Origin of the sequence: Pseudomonas fungipugnans (assembly GCF_029955235.1) — a bacterium.
In the GTDB taxonomy this organism is placed as follows: domain Bacteria; phylum Pseudomonadota; class Gammaproteobacteria; order Pseudomonadales; family Pseudomonadaceae; genus Aquipseudomonas; species Aquipseudomonas fungipugnans.
In genome coordinates this window covers 2724889-2740450 of the sequence record NZ_JARBWL010000002.1, presented here as the reverse complement: position 1 = coordinate 2740450, position 15562 = coordinate 2724889, and the positions used below count along the sequence as shown (strand labels likewise).

The 15562-nt window shown below is 56.3% G+C and carries 15 protein-coding genes, 1 tRNA gene and 2 pseudogenes; 12 read left to right on the top strand and 6 right to left on the bottom strand.

The annotated features are described in order from the left end of the window. Positions 1-48: 48 nt before the first annotated feature. A complete protein-coding gene (locus POF45_RS27895) occupies positions 49-324 on the bottom strand; it encodes a DUF2798 domain-containing protein (protein WP_259502276.1) in 276 nt (91 codons plus the stop codon). Between the two features lie 132 nt (positions 325-456). Here POF45_RS27895 and POF45_RS27890 point away from each other — a divergent pair, with 132 nt between their 5' ends. The 3 genes from POF45_RS27890 (at position 457) to POF45_RS27880 (ending at position 2807) form a co-directional block, all read left to right on the top strand. Then, positions 457-1419: a LysR family transcriptional regulator gene (locus POF45_RS27890; RefSeq protein WP_282317235.1), complete on the top strand. Its 963-nt coding sequence runs from the start codon at positions 457-459 to the stop codon at positions 1417-1419. 136 nt (positions 1420-1555) lie between these two features. Beyond that, positions 1556-2506, top strand: coding sequence for a 2-hydroxyacid dehydrogenase (locus tag POF45_RS27885; protein WP_282317234.1), 951 nt, complete (start codon positions 1556-1558; stop codon positions 2504-2506). A gap of 76 nt (positions 2507-2582) precedes the next feature. After that, on the top strand, positions 2583-2807 hold the full coding sequence (locus tag POF45_RS27880; RefSeq protein WP_282317233.1) for a hypothetical protein: 225 nt from the start codon (positions 2583-2585) through the stop codon (positions 2805-2807). A 68-nt stretch (positions 2808-2875) separates the two neighbouring features. Here POF45_RS27880 and POF45_RS27875 read toward each other — a convergent pair. Next, a tRNA-Gln gene (locus POF45_RS27875) sits at positions 2876-2950 on the bottom strand. A gap of 200 nt (positions 2951-3150) precedes the next feature. Between POF45_RS27875 and POF45_RS27870 the strand changes: the two genes are divergently transcribed. Together POF45_RS27870 and POF45_RS27865 are read left to right on the top strand one after the other, a co-directional pair. After that, positions 3151-3399 carry an AraC family ligand binding domain-containing protein gene (locus POF45_RS27870; protein WP_259502267.1) on the top strand — a complete coding sequence of 83 codons (249 nt, stop codon included), beginning with the start codon at positions 3151-3153 and terminating at the stop codon, positions 3397-3399. Between the two features lie 110 nt (positions 3400-3509). Next, positions 3510-3719 (top strand): annotated as a pseudogene (locus tag POF45_RS27865) (recombinase family protein); the annotation flags it as partial. Between the two features lie 468 nt (positions 3720-4187). Here the strand turns inward: POF45_RS27865 and POF45_RS27860 are convergent. After that, positions 4188-5309 (bottom strand): polymorphic toxin type 44 domain-containing protein, encoded by a 1122-nt coding sequence (locus tag POF45_RS27860; RefSeq protein ID WP_282317232.1) that lies wholly within the window; start codon positions 5307-5309, stop codon positions 4188-4190. Positions 5310-5553: 244 nt separating this feature from the next. Here POF45_RS27860 and POF45_RS27855 point away from each other — a divergent pair, with 244 nt between their 5' ends. Both POF45_RS27855 and POF45_RS27850 read left to right on the top strand, forming a co-directional pair. Further along, entirely contained in the window at positions 5554-5970 is a 417-nt protein-coding gene (locus POF45_RS27855; RefSeq protein ID WP_282317231.1) for a helix-turn-helix transcriptional regulator, read from the top strand. 76 nt (positions 5971-6046) lie between these two features. Then, a pseudogene (locus POF45_RS27850) lies at positions 6047-6657 on the top strand (LysE family translocator). A gap of 5 nt (positions 6658-6662) precedes the next feature. On the opposite strand, the gene map reads toward POF45_RS27850, so the two are convergent. From map to POF45_RS27835, 3 genes are all read right to left on the bottom strand, one after another. Next, complete coding sequence (gene map / locus POF45_RS27845; protein WP_259502260.1) at positions 6663-7454, bottom strand: type I methionyl aminopeptidase; 792 nt, start codon at positions 7452-7454, stop codon at positions 6663-6665. Continuing rightward, on the bottom strand, positions 7451-7717 hold the full coding sequence (locus tag POF45_RS27840; protein WP_259502256.1) for a ParD-like family protein: 267 nt from the start codon (positions 7715-7717) through the stop codon (positions 7451-7453). Before POF45_RS27840 ends, map begins: the two co-directional genes overlap by 4 nt. A 136-nt stretch (positions 7718-7853) precedes the next feature. After that, positions 7854-8774: a LysR substrate-binding domain-containing protein gene (locus POF45_RS27835; protein ID WP_282317230.1), complete on the bottom strand. Its 921-nt coding sequence runs from the start codon at positions 8772-8774 to the stop codon at positions 7854-7856. A 138-nt stretch (positions 8775-8912) separates the two neighbouring features. Here POF45_RS27835 and POF45_RS27830 point away from each other — a divergent pair, with 138 nt between their 5' ends. The 5 genes from POF45_RS27830 to POF45_RS27810 all read left to right on the top strand — a co-directional run bounded on the left by POF45_RS27830 (position 8913) and on the right by POF45_RS27810 (position 15545). Beyond that, complete coding sequence (locus POF45_RS27830) at positions 8913-9695, top strand: YqcI/YcgG family protein (RefSeq protein ID WP_282317229.1); 783 nt, start codon at positions 8913-8915, stop codon at positions 9693-9695. 94 nt (positions 9696-9789) lie between these two features. Further along, complete coding sequence (locus tag POF45_RS27825) at positions 9790-11982, top strand: iron-containing redox enzyme family protein (RefSeq protein ID WP_282317228.1); 2193 nt, start codon at positions 9790-9792, stop codon at positions 11980-11982. Then, positions 11979-12596 (top strand): LysE family translocator, encoded by a 618-nt coding sequence (locus POF45_RS27820; protein ID WP_259502244.1) that lies wholly within the window; start codon positions 11979-11981, stop codon positions 12594-12596. The genes POF45_RS27825 and POF45_RS27820 overlap by 4 nt, the downstream gene beginning before the upstream one ends. Further along, the gene (locus tag POF45_RS27815; RefSeq protein ID WP_259502243.1) at positions 12593-14425 is read left to right on the top strand and encodes a carbamoyltransferase family protein; all 1833 of its coding nucleotides are present in this window, start codon (positions 12593-12595) and stop codon (positions 14423-14425) included. The genes POF45_RS27820 and POF45_RS27815 overlap by 4 nt, the downstream gene beginning before the upstream one ends. Then, a complete protein-coding gene (locus POF45_RS27810) occupies positions 14412-15545 on the top strand; it encodes an SGNH/GDSL hydrolase family protein (RefSeq protein ID WP_259502241.1) in 1134 nt (377 codons plus the stop codon). The genes POF45_RS27815 and POF45_RS27810 overlap by 14 nt, the downstream gene beginning before the upstream one ends. The last annotated feature ends 17 nt before the right edge of the window (positions 15546-15562 follow it).

The window sequence follows — 15562 nt, the reverse complement described above, 5'->3', positions numbered from 1 at the left end:
GTGAGGACGCCACAATCGTAGCATTCAGCTTAACCATGAGGCCCCTTTTCAATGATGTGGGTGCACAGTCAAAGACACCAGCTTGAGCACGATGGGACGAACCACCAGTATGCAAAGGAACGCCACCGGCATCGCCAGCGTGTAGGCGTGCAGCGAATTGCTTAGGTAATTCGCATTAATGCCGGAGTTTGCCGCCGTGATCACGAAAGACATCAAGAACGCCATGATGCTCGCCATGTACAGCGCGAAAACATAAGGCGTTGCGCGGGCAGATAGCTTGCGCTGATGGAAGAACAGTGTTCTGGAGGATGCCTTTTGATTCATTTCAGACCTTTTTTATCGTCGTTTGATGGGTGACGAGCACCATAACAACATCAAAAATCAGTAACTAGACGGCTATCGGTGAGTGCTTTATAAATAAAAACTTATGAATAGATCTCTTCAGCGGACCTGAAAATGAACCTGTTAGGCGCGATTGCCAGCTTTATAAAAGTGGTTGAAGCGGGCTCCATCGTCGGCGCAGCCAAAACCCTGGGCGTCAGTGCGGCAGCCGTCAGCCAAGCGGTCAATCGCCTGGAAGCCCACCTGGGCACACGCCTTTTGCAGCGCACCACGCGCAGCATGGCGTTGACCGAAAGCGGTGCGGTCTACTACGAAAAAGTGCAACGCATCGCTCAGGATCTCGAATCGGCACAGAGTGCGATCAGCACCGACCAGACCCCGCTTCAGGGACGCCTGTGCATCGCCTCTACCTCTGCTTTTGGCCGCCATGTGCTGGCGCCGTTGATTGCAGATTTCGCGGCGCGACACCCGCAATTGATTCTGGAACTCTCGACCACCGATCGCAAAATCAATCACATTCAAGACGGCATCGATCTGAGCCTGCGGACCAAACCCCAGCTGGAAGACGGCATCGTCGCGCGCAAGATTGCGTCAGTGCCTTTTGTCATCTGCGCCTCACCCGCCTATCTGCAGCGCGCAGGCTGGCCACGTTCGCCTGAAGAGCTCCAGCAGCATGCCTGCCTGGCCTTCCGTTACCCGCTGGATGGGCGGTTTCTACGCTGGGGTTTTATTCGGGACGGACAGCGTTACGACGCGCCGATCAATGCGACCACCATCAGCGACGATATTGACGCACTCGCCCAAATGGCGAGCCACGGCGCCGGAATTATCCGCGTGGCGCAATTCGTGGTGGCGCCCTACATCGAAAGCGGCCAACTCGTCCCGCTGTTTGAACCGCGCGACGGCGCCGCCTATGCCTATGCGGAACCACTCGATATCTATGTCTGTATTCAGGAACGCGATGCGATGACGACCAAGGTCAGGGCGTTCATGAATTATCTGAACGAATGCCTGGAAGCGCGTTGGCCGGCAGAAAGCCGACCTATGGAATTGGCGTCAGACGTGCACGGGATATAAGCCCCCCATGCAACGTGGCAGAGCTGAATGGTTAGTGGTCGATTTCCGCTACGCGATTATGCTGTTAGCTGCCCTCCACAGACAGGCATTCAGGCTTGTCACCTCCGGGCGCGGCCCACTTCAGGAGTAGCTGGCGATGGTTCGAGATATTCTGATCCTCATCGAGGTGTCCCCCGAAAGCCTTTCCCGAATTGAAGCCGCGGGCTTCAAGGCGCAGGTCGCATTGTCAGCCCAAGACCGGACCGCTGCGATAAAAAGCCTCGGCGCTCATCTTGAGGTGGTGCTGACAAACGGCTCGACCGGGCTCTCGGCGGCGCAGATCGCGGCGCTGCCCGAGTTGAAGCTCATTTGCGCCCTCGGCGCCGGCTACGAAAAAATCGATCTTGGCGCGGCGCATGCGCGAGGCATTGTGGTGACACATGGCCCGGGCACCAACGACAGCTCGGTAGCCGATCATGCGATTGCCCTGTTGATGTCGATTGTCAGGGCGATACCCCAAGTGGATGCAGCCGCGCGCCGCGGTCAATGGGCTCAGTCCAGGCAACCACGTCCAACGCTGTCGAAAAAGAAACTGGGGATCCTGGGGCTGGGCAATATCGGACAACAGATTGCCCGAAGGGCCGTTGGCGGATTCGAGATGACGGTGGGTTATCACAGCCGTCATTCACGAGAGAACTCTTCATTCACCTATTTTGATACGCCGACAGCATTAGCCGCGTGGGCCGACTTCTTGATCGTGGCCACTCCGGGCGGAGCCGGCACGTTTCATCTGGTCGATACCAATGTACTGAGGGCGCTGGGCCCAGACGGCTATCTGGTGAATATCGCCCGAGGCAGCGTGGTGGACACAGCAGCGCTGATCGAGGCGCTGAACAATCACTACATCGCCGGGGCGGCGCTGGATGTGCTTGAGGGCGAACCTGAGGTGCCAAAGGCGTTGATCAATCTGACCAACCTGATCCTGACGCCCCATATCGGCGGGCGATCACCGGAAGCCGTTGCCGCTACGGTGGGTCTGGTGATTGATAATCTGAAGGCCTATTTTGCGGACGGCGCCGTGCTGACGCCTGTGCCCCGAGGTGAATAAAGGGGCCGACCCAAAAATATCTCGAACTCCCTCCTTGCCGCTGTATCCAACGTACAGGCCAACAGAGGTAAGTGACATGAACAACGATGACAGTGTTAACCGTGAATCAAACGCCCCACCCACCGATGCGTCGGGCCATCCGGTCAATGTGGTCGAACGGGATCTTGAGGACAGCGACAGTGACACCAAAGGGGTCGACGAAGTCATTACCCCCTCTTCAACGCGCGTCAAAGAACAGGACATCGAGGAGCTTGAGCGAAAAGAAGCGGAGATAGAAAGAAAGGTTGCAGACGGGAACTGAGGACCGGGGCGCAGTGGGCGCTCCCGTGAGATGCACATCCTGAACTGAGCCTGGATGTATGGAAAGAATGGCAGGGGCGGCTGGATTTGAACCAACGCATGGCAGGATCAAAACCTGCTGCCTTACCGCTTGGCGACGCCCCTGTAACAATGTGTGGAAATTTATCAGCTTTCATTTCATCGGGGAAGATCAAAAACAAAAAAATTATTCTTAAAACAACCAGTTATCGACGACTGGCTGGCGCAGTGCCATGCCTGGATAGACGACCAGCGCGCCTATTTGCTAGTTTTCTCCCCGTTGGCGGCCAGCCGTTGCCGCCCCACCAGACCCTCGACCATCACCCATGATCTCCCTACAACAATGCTGGCTGGGCCAAGTGGAAGTGACCGCGGTTGATGGCACTGGCCATTGTTTTGCCAAACACAGCCACGACGAGTTCGTCATCGGCGCCAATCTGGTGGGCGAAGAACACATCTGGCTGGATGGGCGAAATTTCTCTGCGGCCCCCGGCGCCCTCACCCTCTATAACCCCGGGCAGGTGTGTGGGCAGTCTTTCCGCTTGGAAGCTGGATCATTGAAGACTTGTCATTGATGCTGGGTTCGATGACGCTCACCTTGGTAGGACTTGAAATCGTTCGACACTTTCCAGACTCCACCAAACGTGTATCGGCGTCCCGATCCTGATCGATTGAAGCCTCCACCATGTCGCTCCAGTCCCCGGCTTTGAAGCAAACGACCAAAGATCAAGACGCCAACCGTGCAAAAGTGGCTCTGGAGTTGTTCGCTGTCGAGAAGGGTTTGAACATCGTTGGTGTGTATGCCGAGAACATCAGTGGGACCAAGCTCAACTGCCCTGAACTGAGAAATTTTGGCGGGGGCCAGGAACTGGCTGGAACGATTACGGTAGAATCCCATGGCTCGCTCACACCTCCGTTTACCGCCGTGCAGGATGACAGCCATTCGGTGTGGGCGGGCCACTTTCAAGGCTTGGCTAAATCCCACTGACATTCTTTCAGTCGATCTACATCAGTGCCGCTCCCTTTTCGCATATCGATGTTGCCGTCTGCGTCGAGGTAGATATCGGTGTTGGGCCACTTCGGGGTGATGCTGATGCAGTGCCATCGGCCTTTCTCGCTATGCCATGAGAATTCCATGAAGAACTCGCCATCGGGGGATAGGAGTCCGTTGTCGCTAACACTGCCACCGGGAGAAAATTGTCCCCTGTATATCTGATCGTTGACGTTCCAGACATACCATAGTTTTTCCCGTCCATCTTTGGGGTAGTGAACAGTCGCAGTTGGTAGCGCACTACGCCAGAGGACAAACGCCAACAGTGGCAGAAGCGGAATCCATAGCCATGGCAAGTGTCTTAGTCGGGTTTTAATTACATTCGTGGACACGTATTCCATCTCCCCAATTTTCCGGTGCAACGGCAAGCACTTCATCCATCACCATCTTCGCCGTTATTCCACCATGGGGATGATGATTGGCAAGCTTCACACCGATACTGACCGAAACCCTATCTGGAGCATCGTCAAATGCTCGTAGTCCGTCAGATAAACTCGTAGTCAGATGTGGGCCGGGAAGTTCCCACTCCTCCTTGGGCTTCTTCCACATCTCCTCGGCCTTCCTCCCAGAATCGGAGACGATTTGTTCCGCCCCGGCGCCGTCCAGAAGAACGCTCTCTGATAACCCGCCTATGATTCCCACGTATCCGTAGTGGATGTTCGACCAGATGTCGTAGTAGTAATCGTATTGCCCCTGTTTGTGCCTTACACCGGGGAACAGCTTACGAAGTTTTGGCTTGTGATCCCACTCCATATCCTGACCCACTTTCTGGGTCCAGATCACCATTGCCTCAAGCTTATTCGTCCATGCAATGGTGTTGAAATCCGGTGGTCCAGCCAGTCGAGCGTACCATGGCAGTTTCAAAAACTCCGCTGCTGCCTTGTTTGTGTCGTAGTTGATCAGTTCCTTCATCTTCAACACAGCAGGATCATGGATGTTGGTGTTCATCTCACCAGCGATATATGTGGCCAGTGCTTCCATCTGGTCGGGATGATTGCACGTGGTGGAATTCGCTTTAGGTATGCTTGGAGAAGCAGCATAGTTCGCCGCTGGCTTTGGAGTAGTCTGTTGGGAGCTTGTCGTCGTTGATCTATCAGAATAGCTTGCCGGTTGAGCCGATGCCCTTGCTGCTTGTGGTACAGGGCGTGCCTCGTTTTGGTTTTGATAGCTGGCTGTAAAAACCGAGGGGATCAGTTGGGCTCTACAAGGGCAACCGCTAAAGCTGTCCAGCGTGCCCGCCATAAGCCGACCATGGCTCTCCATATGCGAAATGCCGCCGTAGATTTGATAGGTTTTCCCGTCTACCCCACAAGAGACTCGATCACCTTCACACGCATGAAGGAGGCCTAATATGTCGACTCTTGGATCACCATCCAGAACCATGCCGCCGCAGGTGGTTTTGTCACCTTGACCAATGAAATAACCGTCACTCATTGTGTGTCCGTACTTGTCCATTTGAATACGGCAGGACGCTACTCCATGCTGGTTTTGCGTGTCTGTAGGGCCATTCTGAAAAATTGTGAAAAGTCATCAGTCGATGCATGAGTGGGTGGCGCCATTGAGTTGGCCATGACGCAAGCGGAGGGTTCGGAGCTCACAGTTTGATCGAGCCGTCTGTCATCAGCCTGAGCTTGCACAAAAACTGGCGTGGGCCATCCAGCACGCCGCGGTCGACGATGTGTTGATTCAACAGCGCGCCGAAGAAGCACTGACCCTGGCGCTGGGCGACATCGTCGCGTTGAGTGGTGCTCGACTGAGCAGCAGCCCATCCCTCGGCTCGGGTTTGACCGGGCGCATCAAGGAACTGCTCGCGCAAAGGCTGGACCAGACCGTCAGCCTGGATGAACTGGCCGGCGAGTTGCAGCTGTCAAAATTCCACCTGCTGCGCGCCTTTCAAAAAGACACCGGGCTCAGCCCACGGCAATGGAGCATGCAACTTCGCACCCGCCGCGCTCAAGGATTATTGCGCATGGGCCTGTGTGCAACCGAGGTGGCGCATGCCGTCGGCTTTGTCGATCAAAGTCATCTCAATCGGCATTTTCGCGCGGCGTACGGTGTCACGCCTGGCACGTTCCAGCGCCTTGCAAAATCCTGAAACCTGCAATCTGATACAAGTTTCTCAACCGGTTGACCAGGCAAACTGGCGTCACTATTGGTTCAGGGGACGCAGCATGTACGCGGTTTTTTTCTCGGCATTTCTCTTCGGTTTTGTATTCTGTTTTTCGCCAGGCCCTGTGCTAGCGGAAACACTGCGACGCGGACTCACCCATGGGTTCAAGCCCGCCCTCCTCGTTCAGGTGGGATCACTGCTGGGTGATGCGGTGTGGGCCGTCATCGGGCTGACCAGTTTGTCGTTGCTGCTGGCCCACGAATCGGTCCAGGGGCCGCTGACGCTGGTGTGCGCGCTGTACCTGGTCTGGCTCAGCGTGCAGAGTTTCAAGGATGCCTGGACGTTGCCGCAAGCAGAGGCACTGCACAGCAGCGACTCGCGCAATGCGCTGATCTCAGGCGCCGCCATCTCGCTGACCAATCCGAAAAACATCGTGTTCTGGGGCGCCTTGGGCAGCGCCTTGTCGGGCATCGTCGGCGCCACCCCCAGCGCCCAGCAAACCGGCGTGTTCTTTGTCGGCGTGATGAGCGCTTGCGTGCTGTGCTGCTTTATCACGGCGGCACTGGTGACTGGCTCAAACGCGCCAGCTCACCGGCTTGGCACCGCGTCAGTCATGCCGTTTGCGCGGTGCTGCTACTGGTGCTGGCGGGGTTGGCGTTGAAAGGGCTGTAAGGCGTTCAAACGATGGCTGGAAACTCTTCAGACGTGTCGGGCCAAGGGCTCAACACCTGGAAACCATCGTCGGTGACCGCCACCATGTGCTCCCACTGAGCCGAGAGTGATTGATCCTTGGTGACCACTGTCCAGTCATCGGCCAGGGTTTTCACATGGCGTTTGCCCGCGTTCAGCATGGGCTCGATGGTGAAGATCATGCCGGTTTTCAACTTCAGGCCCTGGCCCGGATAACCGTAGTGCAGGACCTGCGGCTCATCGTGATACACCTTGCCGATGCCGTGCCCGCAGTACTCGCGAACCACGCTGAAGCCGTCGCGTTCGGCAACGGTCTGAATCGCATGACCAATGTCGCCCAACGTGGCGCCGGGACGCACCGTACGGATGCCGGCGCACATGGCCTCGTAAGTGGTCTTGACCAGCCGCCGCGCCTCCGCGCTCGGCTCGCCGACAAAGTACATGCGGCTGGTGTCGCCAAACCAGCCGTCTTTGACGACGGCGATGTCGATATTCACGATGTCGCCATCCTCAAGCACCCGGCCAGACGGGATGCCGTGGCAGACCACTTCGTTGACCGAAGCACACACGGTTTTCGGGAAGCCGTGATAACCGACGTTACCGGGAATGGCCTTCTGCACATTGACGATGTAGTCGTGGCAGAGCTTGTCGAGGTCGTCGGTGGTGACCCCCGCCTTGACGTGCGGCGTAATCATCGCCAGCACCTCGGCAGCCAGTTTGCCAGCAACGCTAGATTGCGCTATTTGCGCCGGCGTATTGATCGGGGTGTTCGCTTTCATGATTTGGCTCCCGCGACTGCATGAGGCTTGAAGCCCTGGGAAAGATCCGCCAGTTCAGACAGCTGTTTCAAATCCAGGCCACCGGCCAGTTCGGCGCGAATCAGCAAGCGGCTGATGTCGTTGTGGTTCAGGCCGGGATGCAACTCCGCCAACATACCGATGCGCATCCAGTGCTCGGCCTGGGCGTTGATCGAACGGCTCAACGCATCGCTGGCGATGCGCAGATTCTCGTGCATGTGTTCTGAAATTTTCACGATACCCATGGGCATGATCCGATATGGAATGTATATGGATCATATACTATCCGATGATGACCGAGGTTCGCAAATCCAGGACGCAGCGCCAGCGGCGTCGAGCCAAAAGCCAGCCTCATGTCCGGCTGCTTTCAGCCACTTCTCGCTATTCCAGATAATCAACGTCATGAATTGATAACGAGGGAATCTGCGTCAGCAGATATTCTCGCAACTGATTCATCTGTTTCGCTTTGGGATTGCCTTTCAACCACGTCATATAATAACCATCGCCTGTGGCCACCGCGCTATTGAACGGAAGTTGCAACCGACCGTGTTCGACCTCTTGGCTGACAAGCACCAGATCCGCCACGGAAACACCCAGCCCTTGCAATGCCGCCGCAATACCTTGATCCAGCGTATCAAATAATTGGCCGCCCTCAAGACTGGTATTGTCCAGGCCATTCACCTTCCTCAACCAGCGCCGCCAGTCTCGGCGATCCGTGGAAGGATGCAACAGTTCGCAGTCGTTGAGAAATGCCAACGTCGGATTATTGCACTTCATATAGTCGGGACTACAGACCGGAATCAACCACTCATCAAATAGTTTGAAACTCACCATGTCCGGACCGAAGTTGCCAGTTCCCAGGAGAATGGCACAATCATAAGGTTCAGAATAGAAATCGACCTCATCAATATCCATCCAGACGCTTGATACCTGAACAGAACAATGAGTATTGGCTTTCTTGAAGTTATCAAGTGCTTTCAGCAACCAACGGATCGTTAACGTTGAAGGTGCCTTCAGGCGAATACGATTGCGGTCGACCTTCAATAGCTCGCACGCGCTTTCAATGATCTTGAAGCCGGTTTTCAACTCCCTCGACAACAGGCGCCCCTGATCGGTGAGATTGAGCTTGGGCCCCCGTCGCTCAAACAGGCTGCAGCCAAAGAGCTCCTCGAGCGACTTGACATGGTGGCTAACCGCGCTTTGGGTGACCGATAGCTCGTTGGCGGCCTTGCTGAACGAGCAAAAACGCGCAGCCACTTCAAAGGCCCGCAGTGAGTAAAGCCCAGGAATCCTTTCAGTCATAAATGCCTCTACCATGAGTACAACTAATAGTAGGCCATAACTTAACGCGCTTTACAACGCCGGCCCCCGCTCTCAGAATACGCCCGAATAAAAAAGTTATAAGCATATGACTTTTTTGAAGCGTTGCACGGAGATTCAATGCTGCCTATTCATGGAAGATGTTTCGGCAAAGTCGCCTTCAAAGAGCATTGTGATTTCCATCAATTAAAAAAGTTGTGGGCAACTGCAGCGCTTGAAGCATTTGAAGCCGCCGTAAGGCAAGAATGTTTTCCGTGTTTTTTTGGAACAAGATCAGTGCGCTCCGGCAGCTTTGAATTCCTGTTCATCAGCGAACAGGCGCCTGTCACGGACTTTATAGCCGGCCTCGGCAATTATATAGAGCAGACAACATCATGGTCCATGAAACTCAGGATCAGAAAACCTTTAATTATTCTTTTCGAAAGAAATAATTTCTCTTCACTTGCCGAAGAGCAACGCTATGCCTGGCGTCTTTTACAGCAACTCCACGATAAAGACCCTGCCCCCTGGCCCGAATCAATTCCGCTCGATATCTATAACGAGTATTGGTCATTCTCCTTCATGGGGATGCCACTGTTTATCAATATGAGTTTCCCGGGACATCAACTGATGAAAAGCCGGAACCTGGGAACGCATATCGTATTCGTGATCAACCCGCGTGAGAACTTTGATTACGTGGCCAGCGGCGGCTCTCAAAAAGGCCAACGTATTCGCGCGCGTATCCGGTCCCGGTCAGAGGCTTATAACGCAGGCCGGGTATCCGGCACGCTGGGCGCTTTCGGTGAACACGGCAATCTGGAGATCAAGCAATACCAACTCGAAGAACCCGGTTCGCTGAGTCATGCGCAATGCCCGTTTCATATGAACCTCAACCCGACGGCCGCCAAGGCGAGTATTGCTTGAACACTGCAATGTGCGTGAACGCTTCAAAGCCGTGATCTGACACGGCCGCTGTGGCACCAGGAATGGCCACACCATGCAACAGGGAGAAACGATAATGGGCGAACCCATCGCAAGTCTGTCTGACAGTGACGAACCACGTTTTCTCGCAATCGCTCCCGCGGAGCTTGCGAAGCTGCAACTCAGCGCTCGCGACTGGTTCTTCAAACTGATCAATCCGGAAGAGAGCCATGACCTGCTGGAAGGTGTGTGGAAGCACATCAACCAACGCCTGGCCCCGTTTAAAAATGCAACGGACACGCACGATGTTGGCGCACTGCTGACAACGGGCAACCAGGCTATCGAAGCCCTTGGGTCGCGAATCCGTCTGGACCTGGTCGGCCTGCTGAAGGGTGCGCCACAGCGGCAACACTTCTATTACCAACATGCCCCGCTGTTCAAGATGCTCGGGGGCTGGCTCACGGGCGTGACCTCCATCGCGTACGCCTGGCGCCGTGTAGGTGGGCTGCTGCTACAGACTCACGCGAAAATGGTCGGACACGGTTATCCGGCGCGTAGTCAAAGCTGTCTGTTCGATCAAATGGCCCAGCGGGCCGGGGTCCATACCAGCGATGTCTTTACCAGCCACTTCAGCCACGACCCTGGCATTCAGGACGAGGCTTTCGAGTTGCCGGTGTTTTTGCTGGGTATTGCCTGCTTTCCGTCAGCCTTGTACGGCGAGACGCTGGGCATCAACCTGGCCATGTGCGGTTACATCGATCAACTCAACAGCCTGCACGAGGCCGACGGTCCGCTTTTTGGACAGCCCGGTACAGAGCAGTACCGACCGCTGGCGCTGGCGGCTATCGAACATTACCTTCTTCAGACTGACCCCGAAGCCGGGGCGTCCATTGCAGCAGGCCACGCTTGCGCACTGGAACTGATCAAGGCCGCTGAAGAGCGGCTGCGCGTCGAGCTCATGGATGAAACGCGCTTTGGCAACCTGGCCGCCATGCAAGCACTGATCAACAAACTGGGCCCTCATGGCTGCGGTTATCACAAGCGTGGGCAGTTGGCAGAGCAACCCATCGATCACTGGCTCAAACCTGAAACTTTTTGCCCGCAGGCAACAGTCAGCGCGCTGGCTGACTCGCGCTACGTCAGGGCTGGCCAGCCGGGCAAGAGCGCGTTCATGAGGCTCATCAGCGAGCCCAAAGGCAAGATGTTCGGCATATTCTCGGAGCCGGACATCCAGGTAGTCAGGACCTGGATCGCCGAGCTGGATGGCCAAGACAACAAGCCCGCTGCGCCGCGGATGCCGGTCAATCAACCATCGCCCTGCGTCGCGCTGTGCGAAAAAGCCCTGAGCAAGGCCAGGCAGCAGGCATTGAACACGTATTCAGGTCTGTCGCTGCAACAGCTCTATCCGCTGTTTCTGCATATTGACCAGGCACCGGACGCCTTGCCGGTAGCCAGGCACTTCGCCGAACGCTGGCTGACCCTGCACCAGCGGGCAGTGCAGCAAGACGGGTTGCCGTTCAGCCCCTACAGCCATCAAAAACTTGATCAGTGGCTGGCAACCCAACATGCGCGCCAGGTTGAGAGCTATCGGCCGTTAACCGAGGCCCCGGAAGAAACGCGCGAAGACATCATTGCCGATGCCACCCGGCTGGCGCCCCTGACCCTGATCGACGGCGCCTGGCTGAGAAGCGTGGTCGCGCCGGCCAGCGTCACCCGCCCCATCGGCGCATTGCTGTACCGCACCCTCATCGATGAGCTCGGGCAGGGCGACACCGCGTTGCATCACGGCAATATCTATCAGGATCTGCTGGCCAGCATGGGCGTCACGGTCGGTGATTTTACCGAGCAACCCTTTGCCGCCTCTGCCCTGTTCGATAACGACTCGCTGCAAGTGCCGGTGTTCTGGCTGGCTGTTTCTCTATTCCCGCAAAGCTTTCAGCCGGAGATCCTGGGCCTGAATCTCGCCATGGAGCTGTCGGGTGTGGGGGGCGAGTACCGCCGCTCTGCGGACGTATTGCGCCATTACGGCTTCAACTCGCTGTTCACAGATCTGCACAACACCATCGACAACGTCGTCAGCGGCCATACGGCCTGGGCTATCGAAGCAATCAAGCAACATCTGGACGATATCGCGCAAAACGGCGGAACCACCGAACTTGCTCGCCACTGGCAGCGGGTCTGGGTCGGCTACCGAGCGCTGAGTCCACCCGCAGAGCCCTTCCTGAGTGCCCTGCGCGCATTTACCCGACGGACCCTCAATACAATCATTCAACGACAGGACGCATCATGAGCTACGGATTTCTATCTTTTCTATTGGCGGTGCTGGTCATCAACCTCTCCCCGGGGCCGGCCATGCTTTACGTCATGAATCAGTCGCTACGCCATGGCGTGCGTACTGGTCTGAAGGCGGCAGCGGGGGTTGAGTTCGGGGTGTTCTTCTACGTGCTGTTGGCTGCATTTGGCCTGATGCTGATTTTCAAGGAGGTGCCACTGCTGTATCGCACCGTGCAGGTGGCCGGTGCATTTTATCTGGTGTACCTGGCTTATCTTTCCTGGCCTCGCCGAAAGGGCGGCGATGGATCCGCTACCAGTGACCGTTCGCCTGAACCCGCCAGATACGCATTCAGCAAAGGCATGTTGATCAATTTATCGAACCCCAAGATTGGTCTGTTCTTCATTAGTCTGTTGCCGCAGTTCGTCCCCTCAGACGCGAGCCCGGCCTGGCTGTATTTCCTGATTTACGGGCTGATTTTCAACATCAGCGGGATTCTGGTGAACATGACCGTGGGCCTCACCGCTCATTCGTTGAGAGACGCCATTCAACGCTCTACCTGGTTCGACTATGTGCCCCCTGTCCTGTTTGCGGCCATCGCCGTATTCGCTTTCATCCGGGGGCTGGCATGAGCTACATCCTTGGAATCTCGGCGTTCTACCATGACAGTGCAGTGACATTGATCAAGGACGGAAATATCGTCTGTGCCCTGCAGGAAGAACGTTTCTCGCGCATCAAACAGGACAAGGGTTTTCCCGCCAAGGCGTTACGCGCCTGCCTCGATCAAGCGGGAATCAGCCTGGCGGACATCACCTGGCTGGCCTACTACGAAGACCCGGAAATCAAGTTCGAACGAATTTGCAAAACCTACAAGAACAACTTTCCGCGGGGTGCCCTGGCGTTTGCCCAGCAATACACAAAGTTCGCGGCGCGCAAGGATGTAAAGAGCATCATCGCCCGAGAGCTGGAGGCGATATACCCGGGCGTCACCCTGCCGCCGCTCTACGTCTGCCAACACCACAAGAGCCATGCAGCGTCGGCTTTTTATCCATCGCCGTTCCAGAATGCCGCCGTGCTGTGCGTCGACGGCGTAGGCGAATGGTCGACCACCACCGCCTGGCATGGTGTTGGTAACCGTCTCAAACCTTTGTTCGAGATTCGGTTTCCCCATTCACTGGGTCTGCTGTATTCGGCGTTCACCTATTACTGCGGGTTCAAGGTCGATTCCGGTGAATACAAACTCATGGGCCTGGCGCCTTATGGCGAGCCTGAGTTTGTCGAGACCATCGTTGAACACCTCATCGATATCAAGGAAGACGGAAGTTTTACCCTGAATCGCCAGTACTTCGATTATGAAGTGGGTGAACGCATGATCAGCGAGGCATTCGAGACCTTGTTCGGCGGTCCGGCTCGCGAACCCGAGAGTCTTATCACCCAGCGGGAAATGAACCTGGCCGCCTCCATTCAGGTGGTGACCGAGCGCGTCATGGACGGGCTGGCCCGCAAGGTCAAGGAGATGACTCAGGCGGAGCATCTGTGTTTGGCCGGCGGTGTGGCCCTCAATTGTGTCGCCAACGGCAAGCTGGCGCGTTCGGGGATTTTCAAAAGCCTGTTTATCCAGCCGGCTTCCGGGGATTGCGGCGGTTCTCTAGGCGCCGCCTTGCAGTGCCACTACGACAACACCGACGCGCCGCGCGAGCCGGACGGAATTCAGGACGCCATGCAGGGCGCTTACCTGGGCAACGAATACAGCACCGCTCAAATCGAACAGGATTTGCTGCGTCTGGGTGCCCACTATCAAAAGCTCGAGTTACCGGCGTTGATTCAGGCGACTGCCACTCAATTGACCGAGAACAAAGTGGTCGGCTGGTTCCAGGGGCGCATGGAGTTCGGCCCACGCTCGTTGGGTGCGCGCTCGATCCTGGGGAATGCGCAATCCGAATCAATGCAAAGTGTGATGAACCTCAAGATCAAGAACCGTGAATCGTTTCGGCCCTTCGCTCCAGTGGTTTTGCTGGAAGAGGCGCACAAGTGGTTCGATCTGGAGCAACCGTCTCCCTACATGTTGATCGTGGCGCCGGTGCAGGCGGACAAACGCGAGCCGGCACCTGATGAACACGGTTTTGTCGGCATCGAAAAACTCAAGCTCAAACGTTCGCAAATTCCCGCCGTGACCCATGTGGACTGCTCCGCCAGGGTGCAAACCGTGGATGGTCGCCACAACCCGCTGTTTCGCCAGTTGATCGGCGAATTCGCCCAGCGCACGGGTTGCCCGGTGCTCATCAATACGTCGTTCAACGTACGTGGCGAACCCATCGTCGAGAGCCCGGAAGACGCGTACCGCTGCTTCATGCGCACGGAAATGGATTGCCTGATCATTGGCCAGTTCTTGCTGACCAAGCCCGAGCAGCCTCAATGGCACGAAGATACTGACTGGAGAAAACACTATGCACTCGACTGATAAACCCGTTCTGGACCATCACCAGGCGGTACAGGAGGTCTATAAGTGGACCCCGCAAATTCGTGATTACGACAGTTTCATGCACATTGGGGCGCGCTGGGTGCCCTACACCATGTACTTCCATGAAAAGAATTTCCGCTCGCCAACGATCAACACTGACGCCTTCGGCTTTCGCTACAGCGAGCTTCACGGCAAGCGCTATTCGGTCGCCGAGCGCCCGAACGGCGGCAAGGTCAATTTGCTCGTAGGCGGCTCTACCGCCCTCGGAGTGGGTGCCACCCGGGATGAATTCACCGTCGCCTCCCGGCTCAGCGAGTTGACTGGCGAGGTGTGGCTGAATTTTTCCGGTCGCGGCTACAACTCCACCCAGGAGCTGTTGATGTTCCTGATGCACCAACGGCGCCTGGGGGATATCGGTCACGTGGTGGTGTTCAGCGGCATCAATACCCTGGCACTGGAAGGCATTCCGGACGAGTTCGCCAGCGAACACGGGCGTTACTACTACTCCTTTGAATTCCAGCACTACATGAACAAGTTCAACGAGGACATGCAGCGCAAGAAAAACTCATTCGGATCGAAGGGCGGCGACTCCTGGCTGCAACGATGCAAGAACGCGCTGTTCTATCAGAACCCCGCCGATGAGGTGATCACCGATGATGGAATCTCCCTCGATGAACGACTCGAACGCGCCGCCGAATCCATTACCGGCGCGTTGAAGCAGTGGCAACTGCTGTTGTCGGGCAGTGGCGCGACCTTGAGCTTTGTTCTGCAGCCGCTCTCGCACTGGTGCCGTGAACAACTGACGCCTGCCGAGGAGGCGGTGTTTCATGCCATCGACAGTTGCCCCAACAACTTCTACCGGCTGTTCAGCGGCGTGCTGGGCCAGGAAGTCCATGCACCGTTTTTCAAGCATATTCAGGCCAAGGCGCAGGGTATTCCCTGCCTGGACATGAACGTGCTGCTGAAGAAATCGCCGGTATTCAACGAAACGCTGTTTGTCGACCGCGTCCACTTCAACGACCTGGGCAACGAACAGCTTGCCCAACTCATCATCGCCGAACTCGGCCTCAATCGGGAGCAGCACCATGAGCATCATTCGAAAAATCTTGAATCTGTTTAAACGCAAGAAGAAAAAAC